The organism is Vibrio salilacus (assembly GCF_002811245.1).
GTDB lineage: Bacteria > Pseudomonadota > Gammaproteobacteria > Enterobacterales > Vibrionaceae > Vibrio > Vibrio salilacus.
In genome coordinates, this window is the sequence record NZ_NIVQ01000005.1 from 173313 (window position 1) to 186832 (window position 13520).

The 13520-nt window shown below is 44.3% G+C and carries 14 protein-coding genes; 8 read left to right on the top strand and 6 right to left on the bottom strand.

The features are described 5' to 3' along the window. The first annotated feature begins 22 nt into the window (after nucleotides 1-22). Genes surA through apaH form a run of 5 tightly spaced genes read left to right on the top strand, consistent with a single transcriptional unit; the run spans nucleotide 23 to nucleotide 4362 of the window. Nucleotides 23-1312, top strand: a complete 1290-nt coding sequence (gene surA / locus CDZ87_RS05455; protein ID WP_100752537.1) for a peptidylprolyl isomerase SurA — start codon at nucleotides 23-25, stop codon at nucleotides 1310-1312. Beyond that, nucleotides 1302-2294, top strand: a complete 993-nt coding sequence (pdxA, locus tag CDZ87_RS05460) for a 4-hydroxythreonine-4-phosphate dehydrogenase PdxA (protein ID WP_100752538.1) — start codon at nucleotides 1302-1304, stop codon at nucleotides 2292-2294. The genes surA and pdxA overlap by 11 nt, the downstream gene beginning before the upstream one ends. Nucleotides 2295-2306: 12 nt before the next feature. Beyond that, nucleotides 2307-3110: a 16S rRNA (adenine(1518)-N(6)/adenine(1519)-N(6))-dimethyltransferase RsmA gene (gene rsmA / locus CDZ87_RS05465; RefSeq protein ID WP_100752539.1), complete on the top strand. Its 804-nt coding sequence runs from the start codon at nucleotides 2307-2309 to the stop codon at nucleotides 3108-3110. A 58-nt stretch (nucleotides 3111-3168) separates the two neighbouring features. Continuing rightward, nucleotides 3169-3546 carry a Co2+/Mg2+ efflux protein ApaG gene (gene apaG / locus CDZ87_RS05470; RefSeq protein ID WP_100752540.1) on the top strand — a complete coding sequence of 126 codons (378 nt, stop codon included), beginning with the start codon at nucleotides 3169-3171 and terminating at the stop codon, nucleotides 3544-3546. Between the two features lie 9 nt (nucleotides 3547-3555). Next, on the top strand, nucleotides 3556-4362 hold the full coding sequence (apaH, locus tag CDZ87_RS05475) for a bis(5'-nucleosyl)-tetraphosphatase (symmetrical) ApaH (protein WP_100752541.1): 807 nt from the start codon (nucleotides 3556-3558) through the stop codon (nucleotides 4360-4362). 94 nt (nucleotides 4363-4456) lie between these two features. Here the strand turns inward: apaH and folA are convergent, their stop codons facing one another. From folA to rplU, 6 genes are all read right to left on the bottom strand, one after another. Further along, nucleotides 4457-4948, bottom strand: coding sequence for a type 3 dihydrofolate reductase (folA, locus tag CDZ87_RS05480; RefSeq protein ID WP_100752542.1), 492 nt, complete (start codon nucleotides 4946-4948; stop codon nucleotides 4457-4459). 18 nt (nucleotides 4949-4966) lie between these two features. Then, nucleotides 4967-5440, bottom strand: coding sequence for a threonine/serine exporter family protein (locus CDZ87_RS05485; protein ID WP_100752570.1), 474 nt, complete (start codon nucleotides 5438-5440; stop codon nucleotides 4967-4969). Then, nucleotides 5437-6204 (bottom strand): threonine/serine exporter family protein, encoded by a 768-nt coding sequence (locus CDZ87_RS05490; RefSeq protein WP_100752543.1) that lies wholly within the window; start codon nucleotides 6202-6204, stop codon nucleotides 5437-5439. The genes CDZ87_RS05485 and CDZ87_RS05490 overlap by 4 nt, the downstream gene beginning before the upstream one ends. A gap of 115 nt (nucleotides 6205-6319) precedes the next feature. Then, nucleotides 6320-7492, bottom strand: coding sequence for an Obg family GTPase CgtA (cgtA, locus tag CDZ87_RS05495; RefSeq protein ID WP_100752544.1), 1173 nt, complete (start codon nucleotides 7490-7492; stop codon nucleotides 6320-6322). A 279-nt stretch (nucleotides 7493-7771) separates the two neighbouring features. Beyond that, entirely contained in the window at nucleotides 7772-8029 is a 258-nt protein-coding gene (gene rpmA / locus CDZ87_RS05500) for a 50S ribosomal protein L27 (protein WP_010320621.1), read from the bottom strand. Between the two features lie 20 nt (nucleotides 8030-8049). Further along, a complete protein-coding gene (gene rplU, locus CDZ87_RS05505; RefSeq protein WP_038173696.1) occupies nucleotides 8050-8361 on the bottom strand; it encodes a 50S ribosomal protein L21 in 312 nt (103 codons plus the stop codon). A 268-nt stretch (nucleotides 8362-8629) separates the two neighbouring features. Between rplU and ispB the strand changes: the two genes are divergently transcribed. The 3 genes from ispB to CDZ87_RS05520 all read left to right on the top strand — a co-directional run bounded on the left by ispB (nucleotide 8630) and on the right by CDZ87_RS05520 (nucleotide 13091). Beyond that, the gene (gene ispB, locus CDZ87_RS05510; RefSeq protein WP_100752545.1) at nucleotides 8630-9601 is read left to right on the top strand and encodes an octaprenyl diphosphate synthase; all 972 of its coding nucleotides are present in this window, start codon (nucleotides 8630-8632) and stop codon (nucleotides 9599-9601) included. Between the two features lie 392 nt (nucleotides 9602-9993). Next, nucleotides 9994-11781 carry a bifunctional lysophospholipid acyltransferase family protein/GNAT family N-acetyltransferase gene (locus CDZ87_RS05515; RefSeq protein WP_100752546.1) on the top strand — a complete coding sequence of 596 codons (1788 nt, stop codon included), beginning with the start codon at nucleotides 9994-9996 and terminating at the stop codon, nucleotides 11779-11781. 233 nt (nucleotides 11782-12014) lie between these two features. Next, on the top strand, nucleotides 12015-13091 hold the full coding sequence (locus CDZ87_RS05520) for a TRAP transporter substrate-binding protein (protein ID WP_100752547.1): 1077 nt from the start codon (nucleotides 12015-12017) through the stop codon (nucleotides 13089-13091). Nucleotides 13092-13520 lie beyond the last annotated feature (429 nt).

The window sequence follows — 13520 nt, forward strand, 5'->3', positions numbered from 1 at the left end:
AGATAGATTTATAGGATTCTCAATGAGATTTTGGAAACAGACTTTAGTGGCTTTATTTGCGTTCAGTAGCCTCACCCCTGCCTACGCGGAACCTGTAGCGCTAGATAAGGTCGCAGTGATCGTCAATGACGGTGTGGTTTTGCAAAGCGATATCAATGCATCGATTCAGACCCTTAAGGCCAACTCGAAAAAGAGCGGACAAGCTTTGCCTGAGGAAGAAATACTCCGTGAACAGGTCATAGAGAAACTGATTGTCGATACCATCCAGCAACAGGAAGCTGAGCGTATTGGCGTGCGAATTGATGATAATCGCCTCAATGAGACGATAAACGAAATTGCTAGCAATAACCAACAGACTGTCGAGCAACTCAGTGCTTCAATAGAGCAAGAAGGGCTGAGTTACGCTGAGTTTCGTGAACAAATTCGTAAAGAAATCGCGGCGAGTGAAGCACGCAATGCATTAGTCAGACAGCGCATTAATATTTTACCTGCCGAAGTTGATAACTTAGCCAACTTATTGGCTCAAGAAACCAATGCAACGGTGCAGTACAAGATTGGCCATATCCAATTACGTGTTAATGATGACAATAAAGAAACGATCCAAACTCAAGCACAAGAGCTCGTCAACAAACTCAATGATGGTGCAGACTTTAGTACCATGGCTTATACCTACTCGAAAGGTCCAAAAGCGCTTCAAGGTGGTGATTGGGGTTGGATGCGAAAAGAAGAGATGCCGACCATCTTTGCCGATCAAATAAAACTACAAAATAAAGGCAGCATCATTGGTCCATTTCGCAGCGGCGTTGGCTTCCACATTCTAAAAATTGAAGATGTTAAAGGGTTAGAAACCGTCGCAGTGACTGAGATTAATGCACGACATATACTGATCAAGCCTACGGTTATTCTCAGTGACGACGGCGTCAAAAAAGAACTCAACGAGATCATTGCGCGCATTAACGCAGGCGAAACGACCTTCGCAGAAATGGCGCAACAATATAGCCAAGATCCTGGCTCTGCTGCGCAAGAAGGCGAACTCGGTTACCAAACCTCCGATCTGTACGTGCCTGAATTTAAGCATCAGGTTGATACCTTACCCGTCGGGCAAATCAGCGAACCATTTAAAACAGTCCATGGCTGGCACATTGTTGAAGTTCTCGATCGCCGAGAAGTCGATAGAACCGATTCCGCAATGAAAAACAAAGCCTATCGCATTTTGTTTAACCGTAAGTTTAACGAAGAAGCGAGTGCTTGGTTGCAAGAAATGCGTGCCAGCGCCTTCGTTGAAGTTGTGAGTGATGAAGATGAGCGTTAAACGTATTATCGTCACCGCAGGTGAACCCGCAGGTATTGGTCCAGATCTCGTCCTCGCGCTTTCGAAAGAAAATTGGACACATCAGATCGTTGTCTGTGCCGATAAAAACCTGCTTGCCCAACGTGCTCAGCAACTGGGTATTGACGTCGAACTGCTTGATTACCATGCCGATAGCGCAATTAAGCCGCAAAAAGCGGGAGCACTGATTGTCGATCATGTTGCGCTAACCTCTGCCGTCACTGCTGGCGAGTTGGATGAAACCAACGGTCACTACGTATTAAAATCCCTAGAAAGAGCCGCTTTAGGCTGTATGAATGGTGAATTTGATGCTATTGTCACCGGCCCTGTGCATAAAGGGGTGATTAACCGCGCAGGGGTTGCCTTTAGTGGCCACACGGAATTTTTTGCTGAAAAGTCCAACACCCCACTTGTGGTAATGATGCTAGCAACAGAAGGGCTACGCGTCGCTTTGGTGACCACTCATATTCCGCTGGCTTATGTATCCAAAGCGGTGACAGCGGAAAGACTTGAAAAAGTCATCGACATTCTCCATCAAGACTTAGTCGATAAGTTTGCAATCCCATCACCAAAAATTTACGTGTGTGGGTTAAACCCGCATGCAGGTGAAGATGGCTGCTTAGGCAAGGAAGAGATGGAAACCATCACACCAACGCTGGAAAAAATACGTCAGCAAAAGGGCTATAATTTAATCGGCCCACTTCCTGCCGACACCATCTTCAACGGAAAATACCTTGAAGAGGCAGACGCTGTACTCGGGATGTACCACGATCAAGTACTTCCTGTATTAAAATATAAAGGTTTTGGGCGCTCTGTGAATATCACTTTGGGTCTACCATTTATTAGGACCTCCGTTGATCACGGCACCGCACTCGACCTTGCAGGGACTGGCAATGCGGATACAGGAAGCTTCAGAACGGCTCTAGCTCATGCGATTGAGCTGGTCGATAAGAAAACCAATTAACTTGAGAGTATTATGAGAAACGATGTCCACTTAGGGCACAAGGCGAGAAAACGCTTTGGTCAAAACTTCCTGAATGATCCTTATATCATTGATGGTATTGTCTCTGCAATTAACCCAAGACCTGGTCAAAACTTAGTTGAGATTGGCCCGGGCCTTGGTGCCATTACCGAACCTGTCGGTAAAGAAGTCGATAAATTTACTGTTATCGAGCTTGACCGTGATCTTGCTGAACGCTTGCGCAATCATCCAGATTTGGGCAACAAGCTAACGATTCACGAAGGCGATGCCATGCGCTTCGACTTTACTCAATTGGTTCAGCCAAACAACAAGCTGCGTATTTTCGGTAACTTGCCGTACAACATTTCTACCCCACTAATGTTCCACCTTTTTGAATTTCATAAAGACATTCAAGATATGCACTTTATGTTGCAAAAAGAGGTGGTCAACCGTTTAGCCGCAGGGCCGGGAACAAAAGCGTATGGCCGCTTAACGGTTATGGCACAATATTTCTGTAAAGTGGTACCTGTGCTTGAAGTGCCACCAACCGCCTTTATACCACCACCCAAAGTTGACTCTGCGGTGGTACGCCTTGTGCCTTATGAAGTACTTCCACACCCAGTTACTAACTTCAAGTGTCTCGATCGTGTCTGTCGTGAAGGCTTTAACCAACGCCGCAAAACGATCCGTAACTGTTATAAAGGTTTAATTGCCGCTGAGACACTGGAAACGTTAGGTATCGATCCTGGAATGCGTCCTGAAAACCTGACATTACAACAGTTTGTCGCCATGGCGAACTGGTTAGACGCTAACCAATAAAACGAGAGGTGATAGGTCTGTGGCTTATCACCTTTTTTGACTTTTCATAGGAGTTTACATGACAACTACCCCTTGCATAAAAGTCCAAGTACACAGTAAATACATCCCTGAACAATCTTATCCTGATGCTAAACGCTACGTTTTTGCTTACCTAATCACGATAAAAAACCTCAGTCAACAAACCGTGCAACTGCTTGGTCGCCGCTGGTTAATTACCGATGCTGATGGCAAGCAAATGACCATTGAAGGTGAAGGAGTTGTCGGCCAACAGCCTCACATTGACGTCGGTGACGAGTACACTTACAACAGCGGTACCGTGATTGAAACTCCTGTTGGCGTGATGCAAGGTCAATACATTCTGCAAGACAGTGAAGGCAATGAATTTATCGCTGAAATCGATCCATTTAGACTCGCTATTCCCAATATTCTTAATTAGGTACACGCCGTGGCAACATATATTGTAGGCGACCTACAAGGTTGTCTGGACGAACTGCTCTTACTGCTGGATAAAGTCAAATTCAAGCCAAAAAAAGATACGCTTTGGGTTGCAGGGGATTTGGTCGCCAGAGGACCAAAGTCACTCGACGCACTGCGTTACCTCAAGTCGCTCGGAAAAAGTGTCAAAATAGTCTTGGGTAATCATGATCTTCATTTACTCGCGGTCTCTTTAGGCTTATTTAAAGCCAAAGACAAAGATCGAACTGCTGCTATTTTGTCAGCTCCGGACAAAAAAGAGCTGCTTAAATGGTTACGTAAACAACCGCTACTTGCAGAGCATGAGCAGTTTGTAATGTGTCATGCAGGGATTTCTCCGCAGTGGTCATTAGACCAAGCACGTTCGGCCGCCAAAGAAGTTGAAGCAATACTGCATGGTAAAGAGTGGCGTTGGCTGATTGAAAACATGTACGCCAACCAACCTGATCGTTGGCATGAAAAGCTCAAAGGCATAGAACGCTATCGCTATATCATTAATGCTTTTACCAGAATGCGGTTTTGCACCGCCGACGGCCGCTTAGATATGGCGTGTAAACTGCCGCCAAATAAAGTCAAAGATGAAGGCTTACTACCTTGGTTTGAAGTGGAGCAACGCATACCGCTGAGCAAAACCGTCATTTTTGGTCACTGGGCGGCTCTCGAAGGTTATCAAAATAACGATGTAATTGGACTAGATACGGGATGTGTTTGGGGTGGAAGTCTGACGATGCTACGTTGGGACGACAAAACATTTTTCACTCAAAACGCATTGGTATAGCAGCGATAAGTGGGATTCGTATCAGGGTTGACGGTAGTACGCCAACCCATTTTCATATCGCCAAGAAATCCAAAGCCATGACAACGATTTACTACTATAGCTTGTCTATTCTCTCTAAAACGACGAAGCGCATATTGAACGCGTTATTTTGATCAGCCGTATAGTGTTCACAATAAGTCTCTGTAAACGCGTCGCCCCACTCAGGAAATTGTGTATCACCCTCAATTTGAGCATCGATATAAGTCACATACAGCTTGCTCGCTTGTGCTAAACAGGCTTGATAGATAGCGCCACCACCGATGATCATCACTTCTTCAACGTCACCGGCCGCCAATAATGCTTGCTCAATCGACGTGACGGTAGTAACGCCATCAATTTCAAGTTTCACATCTCGGCTAATGACAATGTTCTGCCGTCCTGGCAATGGCCGTCCAATCGATTGGTACGTTTTTCGCCCCATCACCACAGGTTTACCCATTGTACAGCGTTTAAACCATGCGAAATCTGCCGGCAAATGCCATGGCATCTGATTGTCTTTTCCAATAACACGATCTTGTGCCATAGCGGCGATCATACTGATGATCATCTCTTTACTCCTAAGGGCTTAAACTATCGGTTTACGGCGATAGAATAACAATCCTGGCATCGCTAAGCCAACCGCAAGCCCTGCAATAATAAACATCGCCTTCAAAAAGTTTTCCATTAACATTGCGACCAATTCAGGACTATAACCACGATGATTCAGTTCAACCAGTGCAATCATAGCTTTAAAGGCAAACACACCAGGAACCATAGGGATTAATGCTGCAACAGTAAACACTTTGGGATGAGCCAAAAAGCGTCCTGACCAATGAATACCAACCAGGCTAACAATGATGGCTGCAAAAAAAGTTGCCCATTCGATAGGCACGCCAAAGTGCATCATTAAGTACCGCGCCCCATGGCCAATCGCTCCCCCTAGAGCGCAATAAACTAAGGCTTTTTGCGGGACATTAAATACCAACGCAAAACCGACGGCGGGAATTGCGGCAAAAAACATATCATTCAACAAACCGACCAGAAGATCTAAGCTGATCATACCACCCACCCCCAAACTCCCATCAGGCCCATCGCAGCGACAATACCCAAACTTGTTGCAAGGGTCAGCAAACTTGCCATAACAAAACGTGCAATGCCCATATTAATGTACCCTTTGAGCATATCGGCAACCGAGTTGATCAAAGGAAAGCCGGGCACCAGCATCAGTACCGATGAGGCCATGACTAATGACGGCGAATTACCCAATTCATACACAACGGCTTGAACCGAAATAATGGTCGTCACAAAGGCAGTCGCGGCAAAGTTCATTAAGGGATTAAAGTGACGATGACCAATTTCTTGTCTGACGATCATTCCGACACAAGAGGCGATAAACGTCATCGCAAACACAGTCCAATCCCCTCCTGCCAAACGACTGAACGCTGCACAGGATAGACCAATCATAAACACAACCAACCAGCGATTATAACGCTCTGGGCTAATTTGATTGAGCATATGCTGCGCTAACGTGTAATCGATAATGCCTCGCTCTAACATAATACCAATGCGCTGCACCTGAGTGATAGCGCGCATATTAATGCCGCGATCCGCGCAACGACGGGCAGTAGTAATACAGTGCTCCTGATACACAGTTGTGACAACCAAAGAGCTGGCAGATAGAGAGACTTCAACCTCATCCATACCTGCCGCGATACCAAAGCGGCGCATTAAATCACCAACTAATGTACTTTCCGCGCCATGAGCCAAAAGCATTTGCCCAGCTTGGGCGACTAAACGAGACACCGCTCGTTGCTTGGATGCCATAATTCGATCCTACTCCCTTAGAATGTGACTATTTTGCGGTGTAATCAAAAACAATATCTTGATTTAGACACAAAAAAGCCGCAATTGATATTGCGGCTATAGATATTATTGTCGATTATTCACGAACGTAGATAACGTGGCCATCATCTTCTTCATCATCCCAATCGTCGTCGTCATCTTCGTCTTCAGTGATCACGTCTTTACCAGCGATAGCGTCTTTATGGTAGTCATCCCACATAAAGTCGACTTTATCTTCTTCGCTGATTTCTTCAGTTTCGCGCGGAAGACTTTCCATAAAGTCAGCCAGTTTATAACAAAGCTCTTTAGTGCCCTGTTTATTGACCGCTGAGATTTTATAGTATTCGTCTTCCCAACCTAACGCGTCAAGAACCCCTTGAATGACTTCATTGACTTCTTCGTCTGGCATCAAATCCACTTTGTTGAAAATCAACCAACGTGGTTTTTGTGCCAGTTTCTCACTGTATTGCTCCAACTCATCAATGATCGTCAGCGCATTTTCAATCGGATCCGATTGATCAACTGGCATAATATCGATCATATGCAGCAATACACGACAACGCTCTAAGTGCTTGAGGAAACGAATTCCCAAACCGGCACCATCCGCTGCACCTTCAATCAGTCCAGGAATATCAGCGACAACAAAGCTTTTCTCTGGAACCACACTCACGACACCCAAGCTTGGAATCAGTGTGGTAAATGGGTAATCAGCCACTTTAGGTTTAGCGGCTGACACTGAACGAATGAAGGTCGATTTACCTGCATTTGGTAAACCTAACATACCAACATCGGCCAGTAACAGTAACTCTAAACGAATTTCACGAACTTCACCTTTGGTGCCTAAGGTTTTTTGACGAGGTGCTCGGTTCACTGACGATTTAAAACGCGTGTTACCTAAACCGTGCCACCCTCCTTTCGCCACCATGATTTTTTTGCCGTGCTCGGCAACTTCGGCCACAATTTCATTGGTGTGAATATCTACCGCACGGGTACCAACAGGTACACGCAGTACTTTATCTTTACCACGCTTACCAGTACAGTTACCCCCGCGACCATTCTCACCACGTTCCGCTTCATAGAAGCGCTGAAAACGATAATCAATAAGAGTATTTAGGTTTTCGTCAGCTTGGATATAAATATCGCCGCCATCGCCACCATCACCACCATCGGGGCCACCTTTCGCAACGAATTTCTCACGCCAGAAACTCACTACCCCGTTACCGCCATCACCGGCTTGAACTTTAACTACCGCTTCATCAACGAATTTCATCTCTTACTCCGCCCTGTTGCTACTTCAGTAGCTGCGTTGCAAATATCATCTCAAGCTCCACCAATGGTAAAGTGAATGATATAAATTCTAGCAGATTCCGCTTTCAGATCGATCACCTTGATCTTCGATCGTTCTACTACTTAGGAATATATAATGAGGGACTTTTTCCAAAGTGCCTTAGTATCTATTCCAGCATTACTAAATAAAAAACCCCGCCGTATCGGCAGGGCTTTTGAATTCAGCTTGAAAGCTACTTAGTCACTCAGCAAATTGCTTGAATTACTCAGCGTCGATGCTAACGAATTTACGGTTTTTAGGACCTTTCACTTCAAATTTCACTTTACCTTCAGTAAGAGCGAAAAGAGTGTGGTCTTTACCGATACCAACGTTAGTACCAGCGTGGAACTTAGTACCACGTTGACGAACAATGATGTTGCCTGCAAGAACAGACTCACCACCGAAACGCTTAACACCTAGACGTTTGCTTTCTGAATCGCGGCCGTTACGAGTAGAACCACCAGCTTTTTTGTGTGCCATTGTTAAACTCTCCTAATCGATTAAGCGTTGATACCAGTGATTTTCACTTCCGTGAACCACTGACGGTGACCTTGTTGCTTACGAGAGTGCTTACGACGACGGAACTTAACGATTTTAACTTTATCGCCACGACCGTGTTGTACTACTTCAGCAACTATTTTACCGCCCTCTACTAGAGGAGCACCCACTTTAATTTCTTCACCGTTAGCAACAAGAAGAACTTTATCAAATTCAACAGTTGCACCAGTTTCAACGTCTAATTTCTCTAAACGAAGAGTTTGACCTTCGCTTACACGGTGTTGTTTACCACCAGATTGGAAAACAGCGTACATATCTTACTCCGCTTTTTCCGCACAGCCGTATGCTTTCTAAGCACTAAGGGTGTGCGCTAAACTAATCATCAATAGGGCGCAGATTCTACAGAAAGGTCGCACCTATGACAAGCCATATTTTGAAAAAATTGGCGAAAAGCTAATCGCCAATGAAAAGTGCCGAGATCATGCCCTTTAACCATGTATTAATCAACGTTTTTTAGTGTATTATTCAGCGAATAAACTAGATAAGAATACCTTACAAGTTCTAACCTCAGCCGGATTTACAATGGATTTTAAAGCTATCCAAGCCCTTACCGCCGATGACATGGCAAAAGTGGACGAAACAATTCATGCGCAGCTCAACTCTGACGTTTCTTTAATTAACCAATTAGGTTTTTACATTGTCAGTGGTGGCGGTAAACGTATTCGCCCACTTCTAGCCGTGCTTTCTGCGCGCGCTCTTGGTTATCAAGGTAATGCACACAACACTGCCGCGGCTTTTATTGAATTTATTCATACGGCCACTTTGTTACACGACGATGTGGTCGATGAATCAGACATGCGCCGTGGTAAAGCCACAGCCAATGCGGCATTTGGTAATGCGGCCAGTGTTCTGGTCGGTGACTTCATCTACACTCGTTCATTTCAGATGATGACAGAGCTAGGATCATTAAAGATCCTTAAGCTAATGAGTGATGCTGTAAACGTGATTGCCGAAGGCGAAGTGCAACAGTTAATGAACTGCAACAATCCAGATACCAGCGAAGAAAGCTACATGCAGGTTATCTATTCTAAAACGGCTCGTTTGTTTGAAGCAGCAACCCAAATTGGCGCCATTCTTACCGAGGCACCTGCAGAGATTGAAGTTGCGCTGCAAAATTACGGCAAATACCTTGGCACCGCTTTCCAACTTATCGATGATGTGATGGATTATACTTCCGATGGCGAAGAAATGGGTAAAAACGTTGGTGACGATTTGGCCGAAGGTAAACCTACCTTGCCACTTTTATACGCGATGCAACACGGTAGCCCAGAACAAGCAGCGATGATTCGAGAAGCGATTGAGAAAGCCAACGGTATGGAACGGTTAAACGAGATTCTTGCCGCGATGGAACAAACCGGCTCACTAGAATATACCCGCAATAAAGCATATCAAGAAGCTGACAAAGCGATTGCTCAGTTAGCGGTATTAGAAGAGTCAGACTACAAACACGCTCTCGTTACCTTGGCGCACATGTCAGTAAATCGCACCAGTTAATTTGAGCGCTTCAATTACTACGACAACGGGAACCAAATGGTTCCCGTTTACCTCTTTAATAGAGGCCTTTCCCAGAGCAGCAAAACGAAGGCAACATGACAAACGATTGGCTCTACAATCTAACGTTGTTAGCCCCAATCGCCGTTACCCGCATTTACAACGTTAGCAACAATACTTTTTCTAAGAGATGAAATTAGTATATTTTGTGAGCGATCTATTTTTATAGTTTATAAAAATATCATTGTTGCAGTTAGCTCTATCATTCTTCTCGAGAAAATAGCGCCTGTCACTTTAACGTCATCCGTTCGTCATCCACTTCTCATTTTACTGCAGCCTAGCTGCAACATCGCTTGTCTATTCTCAATACAGATACGCTTTATCTTGAGGATACTATGCAAACTTCTAGCCCTTTCCGTTTACCCAAGAAAACCCCGCTTAGATTTGCAGAAAGTCTAACCGAATGGGCAACGGGATTAAGCCAACTTGACAAGTTCTACGCCCAACGTCCCGCCCATTGTGATACCTCTGCTTTTTTGCGCTACACCCTAGAAGTATTGGGAATTAACTACCATATCGCCAAAGGCAGCTTAGAAACCATTCCACGCAGTGGACCGACCGTTGTCATTGCCAACCATCCTTTAGGCTGTGTTGAAGGCGTGATACTGGCGGAGATGCTGCTTCATGTTAGAAAGGATGTACAAATATTAGCCAATCAGTATTTAAAAACTGTCCCTGAACTTGATGAGCTATTTATTGGTGTCGATGTTTTCGAGAGTCAAGATGCCCATCGCGCTAACCTAAAAGCTTTGCGTCAGGCTCATCAACATTTAGCCAACGGTGGTCTGTTGCTACTATTTCCTGCCGGAGAGGTTTCTCAACTGGTCGATAGTAAAAAGTCGCGTATCGAAGACAAAGAGTGGAGCCGCTCAGTCAGTCAACTGATCCGAAAATCACGTGCGACCACGGTACCGATGTTCATTGATGGTCAAAACTCCAAACGCTTTTATCTTGCTGGTAAAGTTCATCCGCTACTTCGAACCCTAATGCTAGGAAGAGAGTTACTTAATAAATCAAGTCAAACTATCCAAATATCGATTGGTTCAATTGTTAAATATAAAGAAGTGAATGGCCTGACGGATGGGCAACTAGTTAATTATCTGCGTTTAAATACTTATTTATTACAAAGCACTCCGCTATCAAAGCAACATCTTGCGCATAAGACTAAACACCAGATTCCAGTAGATCCTCCTTTACCTAAACAAGAATTGCTCGACGATCTTGCGGCGTTACCTAACGATCATCGCCTTATCTCAAGCGGTGAGTTTGATGTTTACTGCACTCGGGCGGATCATATTCCATCAGTGATGCATGAAATTGGTCGCTTAAGAGAACATAATTTTCGTCAAGTCGGCGAAGGAACGGGGAATGCACTTGATATTGATAAGTTTGATCGTTATTACCTGCAACTTTTTATCTGGGATCGGCAACAGCAATGCCTCGTCGGAGCCTATCGTTTAGGTCTAGTCGATGAGATCGTGGCCGAGCGTGGGGTGTCAGGGCTTTACTCACGTACGTTATTTCATTACCAACAGCCCTTCATCGAAAGTATGGGAAAATCCATTGAGATGGGACGTTCAGTCATAGATGAATGCTATCAGAAAACCATGGCACCACTACTATTACTGTGGAAAGGCATCGCGACTTTTGTGTCGAAAAATCCGCAGTACACCCACCTGTTTGGCCCCGTCAGCATCAGTGGTGACTACAGTGAACAGACCCGTCAACTACTCGCTCAAACAATGACACTGCATTATTATGACAACCAAAAGGCCGAATTTGTCCACCCATCCCATCCACTACCTAAAACTGAACTAAACTGGAACCGTGCCATGCTCTGTGCATTAGCAGACCTACAATTGCTATCTCGAGTGATTGCTAGAATAGACGAAGGCAAAAGTGTACCTGTACTACTTAGGCAATACCTTGGACTCAACGGTAAACTTATCGGCTTCAACGTTGATCCTCAATTTAACAACGCACTTGATGGGTTGATTGCCGTAGATCTTAGGCAAGTACCAATAAAAACCTTAGCTCGTTATATGGGTGTCGCCCAAGCCACTGACTATCTCAACAACACCCGTACTGCAGCTGATCAACAAAGGCAATCTAGTGCTGCGTGACCTGCTCAGCACTTTTACTATCAAAATTATGTACTTGTTAAGCTAGATAGCTCGCCAAATTCGTCGCAGAGTTTCACTAGATAAGCAGCGTAATTCACTAGTGTGTACTTATTTATTAGCCACACAAGCTAAACACCGATCTCGATGTAGCTAAAAATTAGATTGACGAAAAAATAGCCAGAATAAATGCTAGGTAGAAAATAGCGCCACAACAATAAGGAAGTGACCTAGACATGCTGCCCTTCAAAATACAACTACGCTCAATAATAGCCACAACACTAACGTTATCACTCGCAGTGAGTTCTTTTGCCACGTTAGCGGCCGATAAAATTTATCGTTTAAAACTAGCCGAAACTTGGGGACCAAATACTCCCATTCTTGGCGATGCAAGCAAAAATATGGCGAGGCTAGCCGAAGAAATGTCAAATGGTCGCTTAGTTATTCGCATCGATTCTGCCAATAAGCATAAAGCGCCGTTGGGCATTTTTGATATGGTCAAATCTGGCCAGTACGACCTTGGTCACTCAAGCTCTTACTACTGGAAAGGCAAAGTCCCCAACACGCTCTATTTCTCTTCAATGCCATTTGGCATGATCTCGACCGAGCAATACGCGTGGTTTTACCATGGTGGTGGGATGGAGTTAATGCAAAAAGTCTATGCCCCGCATAACCTGTTGTCATTCCCAGGTGGTAATTCAGATATCCAAATGGGTGGCTGGTTTAAAAAAGAGATCAATTCGATTGATGATTTGAAAGGTCTCAAGATTCGTATTCCAGGCTTTGCTGGTGAAGTCATGGCTCGAGTTGGCGCAGCGCCGACCAATATCGCTCCAGGAGAGCTTTATACCTCATTAGAGCGCGGAACTATCGATGCACTTGAATGGGTAGGTCCTGCGTTTGATTTAAGAATGGGCTTTCAAAAAATCGCGCCTTATTACTACACCGCATGGCATGAGCCAGGGTCAGAGACGCAGTTTCTGGTCAATAAAAAGACTTGGGAAAAGCTACCCGCAGACTTACGGACAATCCTAGAGACCGCATTTAGAGTCGCTGCATTTGATATGTATACTCAAGCTATTGATGCTAACGCCAATAGTTGGGCTACCATGAGCGCAGAATACTCAGATATCAAAGTTCGAGATTTTCCGCCACAAGTACTCGAAGCGATGCAAACCGCGACTGAAGAACTACTCGCAGAACAAACAAACCACGATCCTTTAGCCAAAGAGATCATTGAGTCGCAAAAGCAGTACTTAACCAAAGTTCGCGCTTGGACTGATATCTCCTCAAAAGCCTACTTAAACAATTAGTCAACCTAATTGGCAGAAGGCGACTTCTGTCAATTGTTTCCCTATATCGCCGCGCAATAGAGCTATCATTCAAACTGTCATTAAATTTCATGGAAAATTAATTTGTGATAGTCATCGGTAAAACATTTAGATCAATCACAATAAAAGAGTGATAAAAGTCACTAAATAATTATTGATAAATTAACTTAAAGCCTAATAAACGATCTTGATCACAATTTAATTTTATATTGATTTTATATATATGTGATTTTGATCAATTAATATTTATTGACATATTTGACATATGCATTTTGTTGTAAAATTACAATGTCAAGAAGTGAATTAGATCACGGGAATTTACTTTTGCGTGGGAGTTTATGCAGTTCTGATCACGAAAAACCCGTTGTCAGTTCTTAATTGAATTTGTGTGGTAGATTGATTGGGTACTAA

Coding starts and splice junctions, on each gene's coding strand:
- surA (WP_100752537.1), top strand. CDS start 23: ATGAGATTTTGGAAACAGACTTTAGTGGCTTTATTTGCGTTCAGTAGC.
- pdxA (WP_100752538.1), top strand. CDS start 1,302: ATGAGCGTTAAACGTATTATCGTCACCGCAGGTGAACCCGCAGGTATT.
- rsmA (WP_100752539.1), top strand. CDS start 2,307: ATGAGAAACGATGTCCACTTAGGGCACAAGGCGAGAAAACGCTTTGGT.
- apaG (WP_100752540.1), top strand. CDS start 3,169: ATGACAACTACCCCTTGCATAAAAGTCCAAGTACACAGTAAATACATC.
- folA (WP_100752542.1), bottom strand. CDS start 4,948: ATGATCATCAGTATGATCGCCGCTATGGCACAAGATCGTGTTATTGGA.
- CDZ87_RS05485 (WP_100752570.1), bottom strand. CDS start 5,440: ATGATCAGCTTAGATCTTCTGGTCGGTTTGTTGAATGATATGTTTTTT.
- CDZ87_RS05490 (WP_100752543.1), bottom strand. CDS start 6,204: ATGGCATCCAAGCAACGAGCGGTGTCTCGTTTAGTCGCCCAAGCTGGG.
- cgtA (WP_100752544.1), bottom strand. CDS start 7,492: ATGAAATTCGTTGATGAAGCGGTAGTTAAAGTTCAAGCCGGTGATGGC.
- rpmA (WP_010320621.1), bottom strand. CDS start 8,029: ATGGCACACAAAAAAGCTGGTGGTTCTACTCGTAACGGCCGCGATTCA.
- rplU (WP_038173696.1), bottom strand. CDS start 8,361: ATGTACGCTGTTTTCCAATCTGGTGGTAAACAACACCGTGTAAGCGAA.
- ispB (WP_100752545.1), top strand. CDS start 8,630: ATGGATTTTAAAGCTATCCAAGCCCTTACCGCCGATGACATGGCAAAA.
- CDZ87_RS05515 (WP_100752546.1), top strand. CDS start 9,994: ATGCAAACTTCTAGCCCTTTCCGTTTACCCAAGAAAACCCCGCTTAGA.
- CDZ87_RS05520 (WP_100752547.1), top strand. CDS start 12,015: ATGCTGCCCTTCAAAATACAACTACGCTCAATAATAGCCACAACACTA.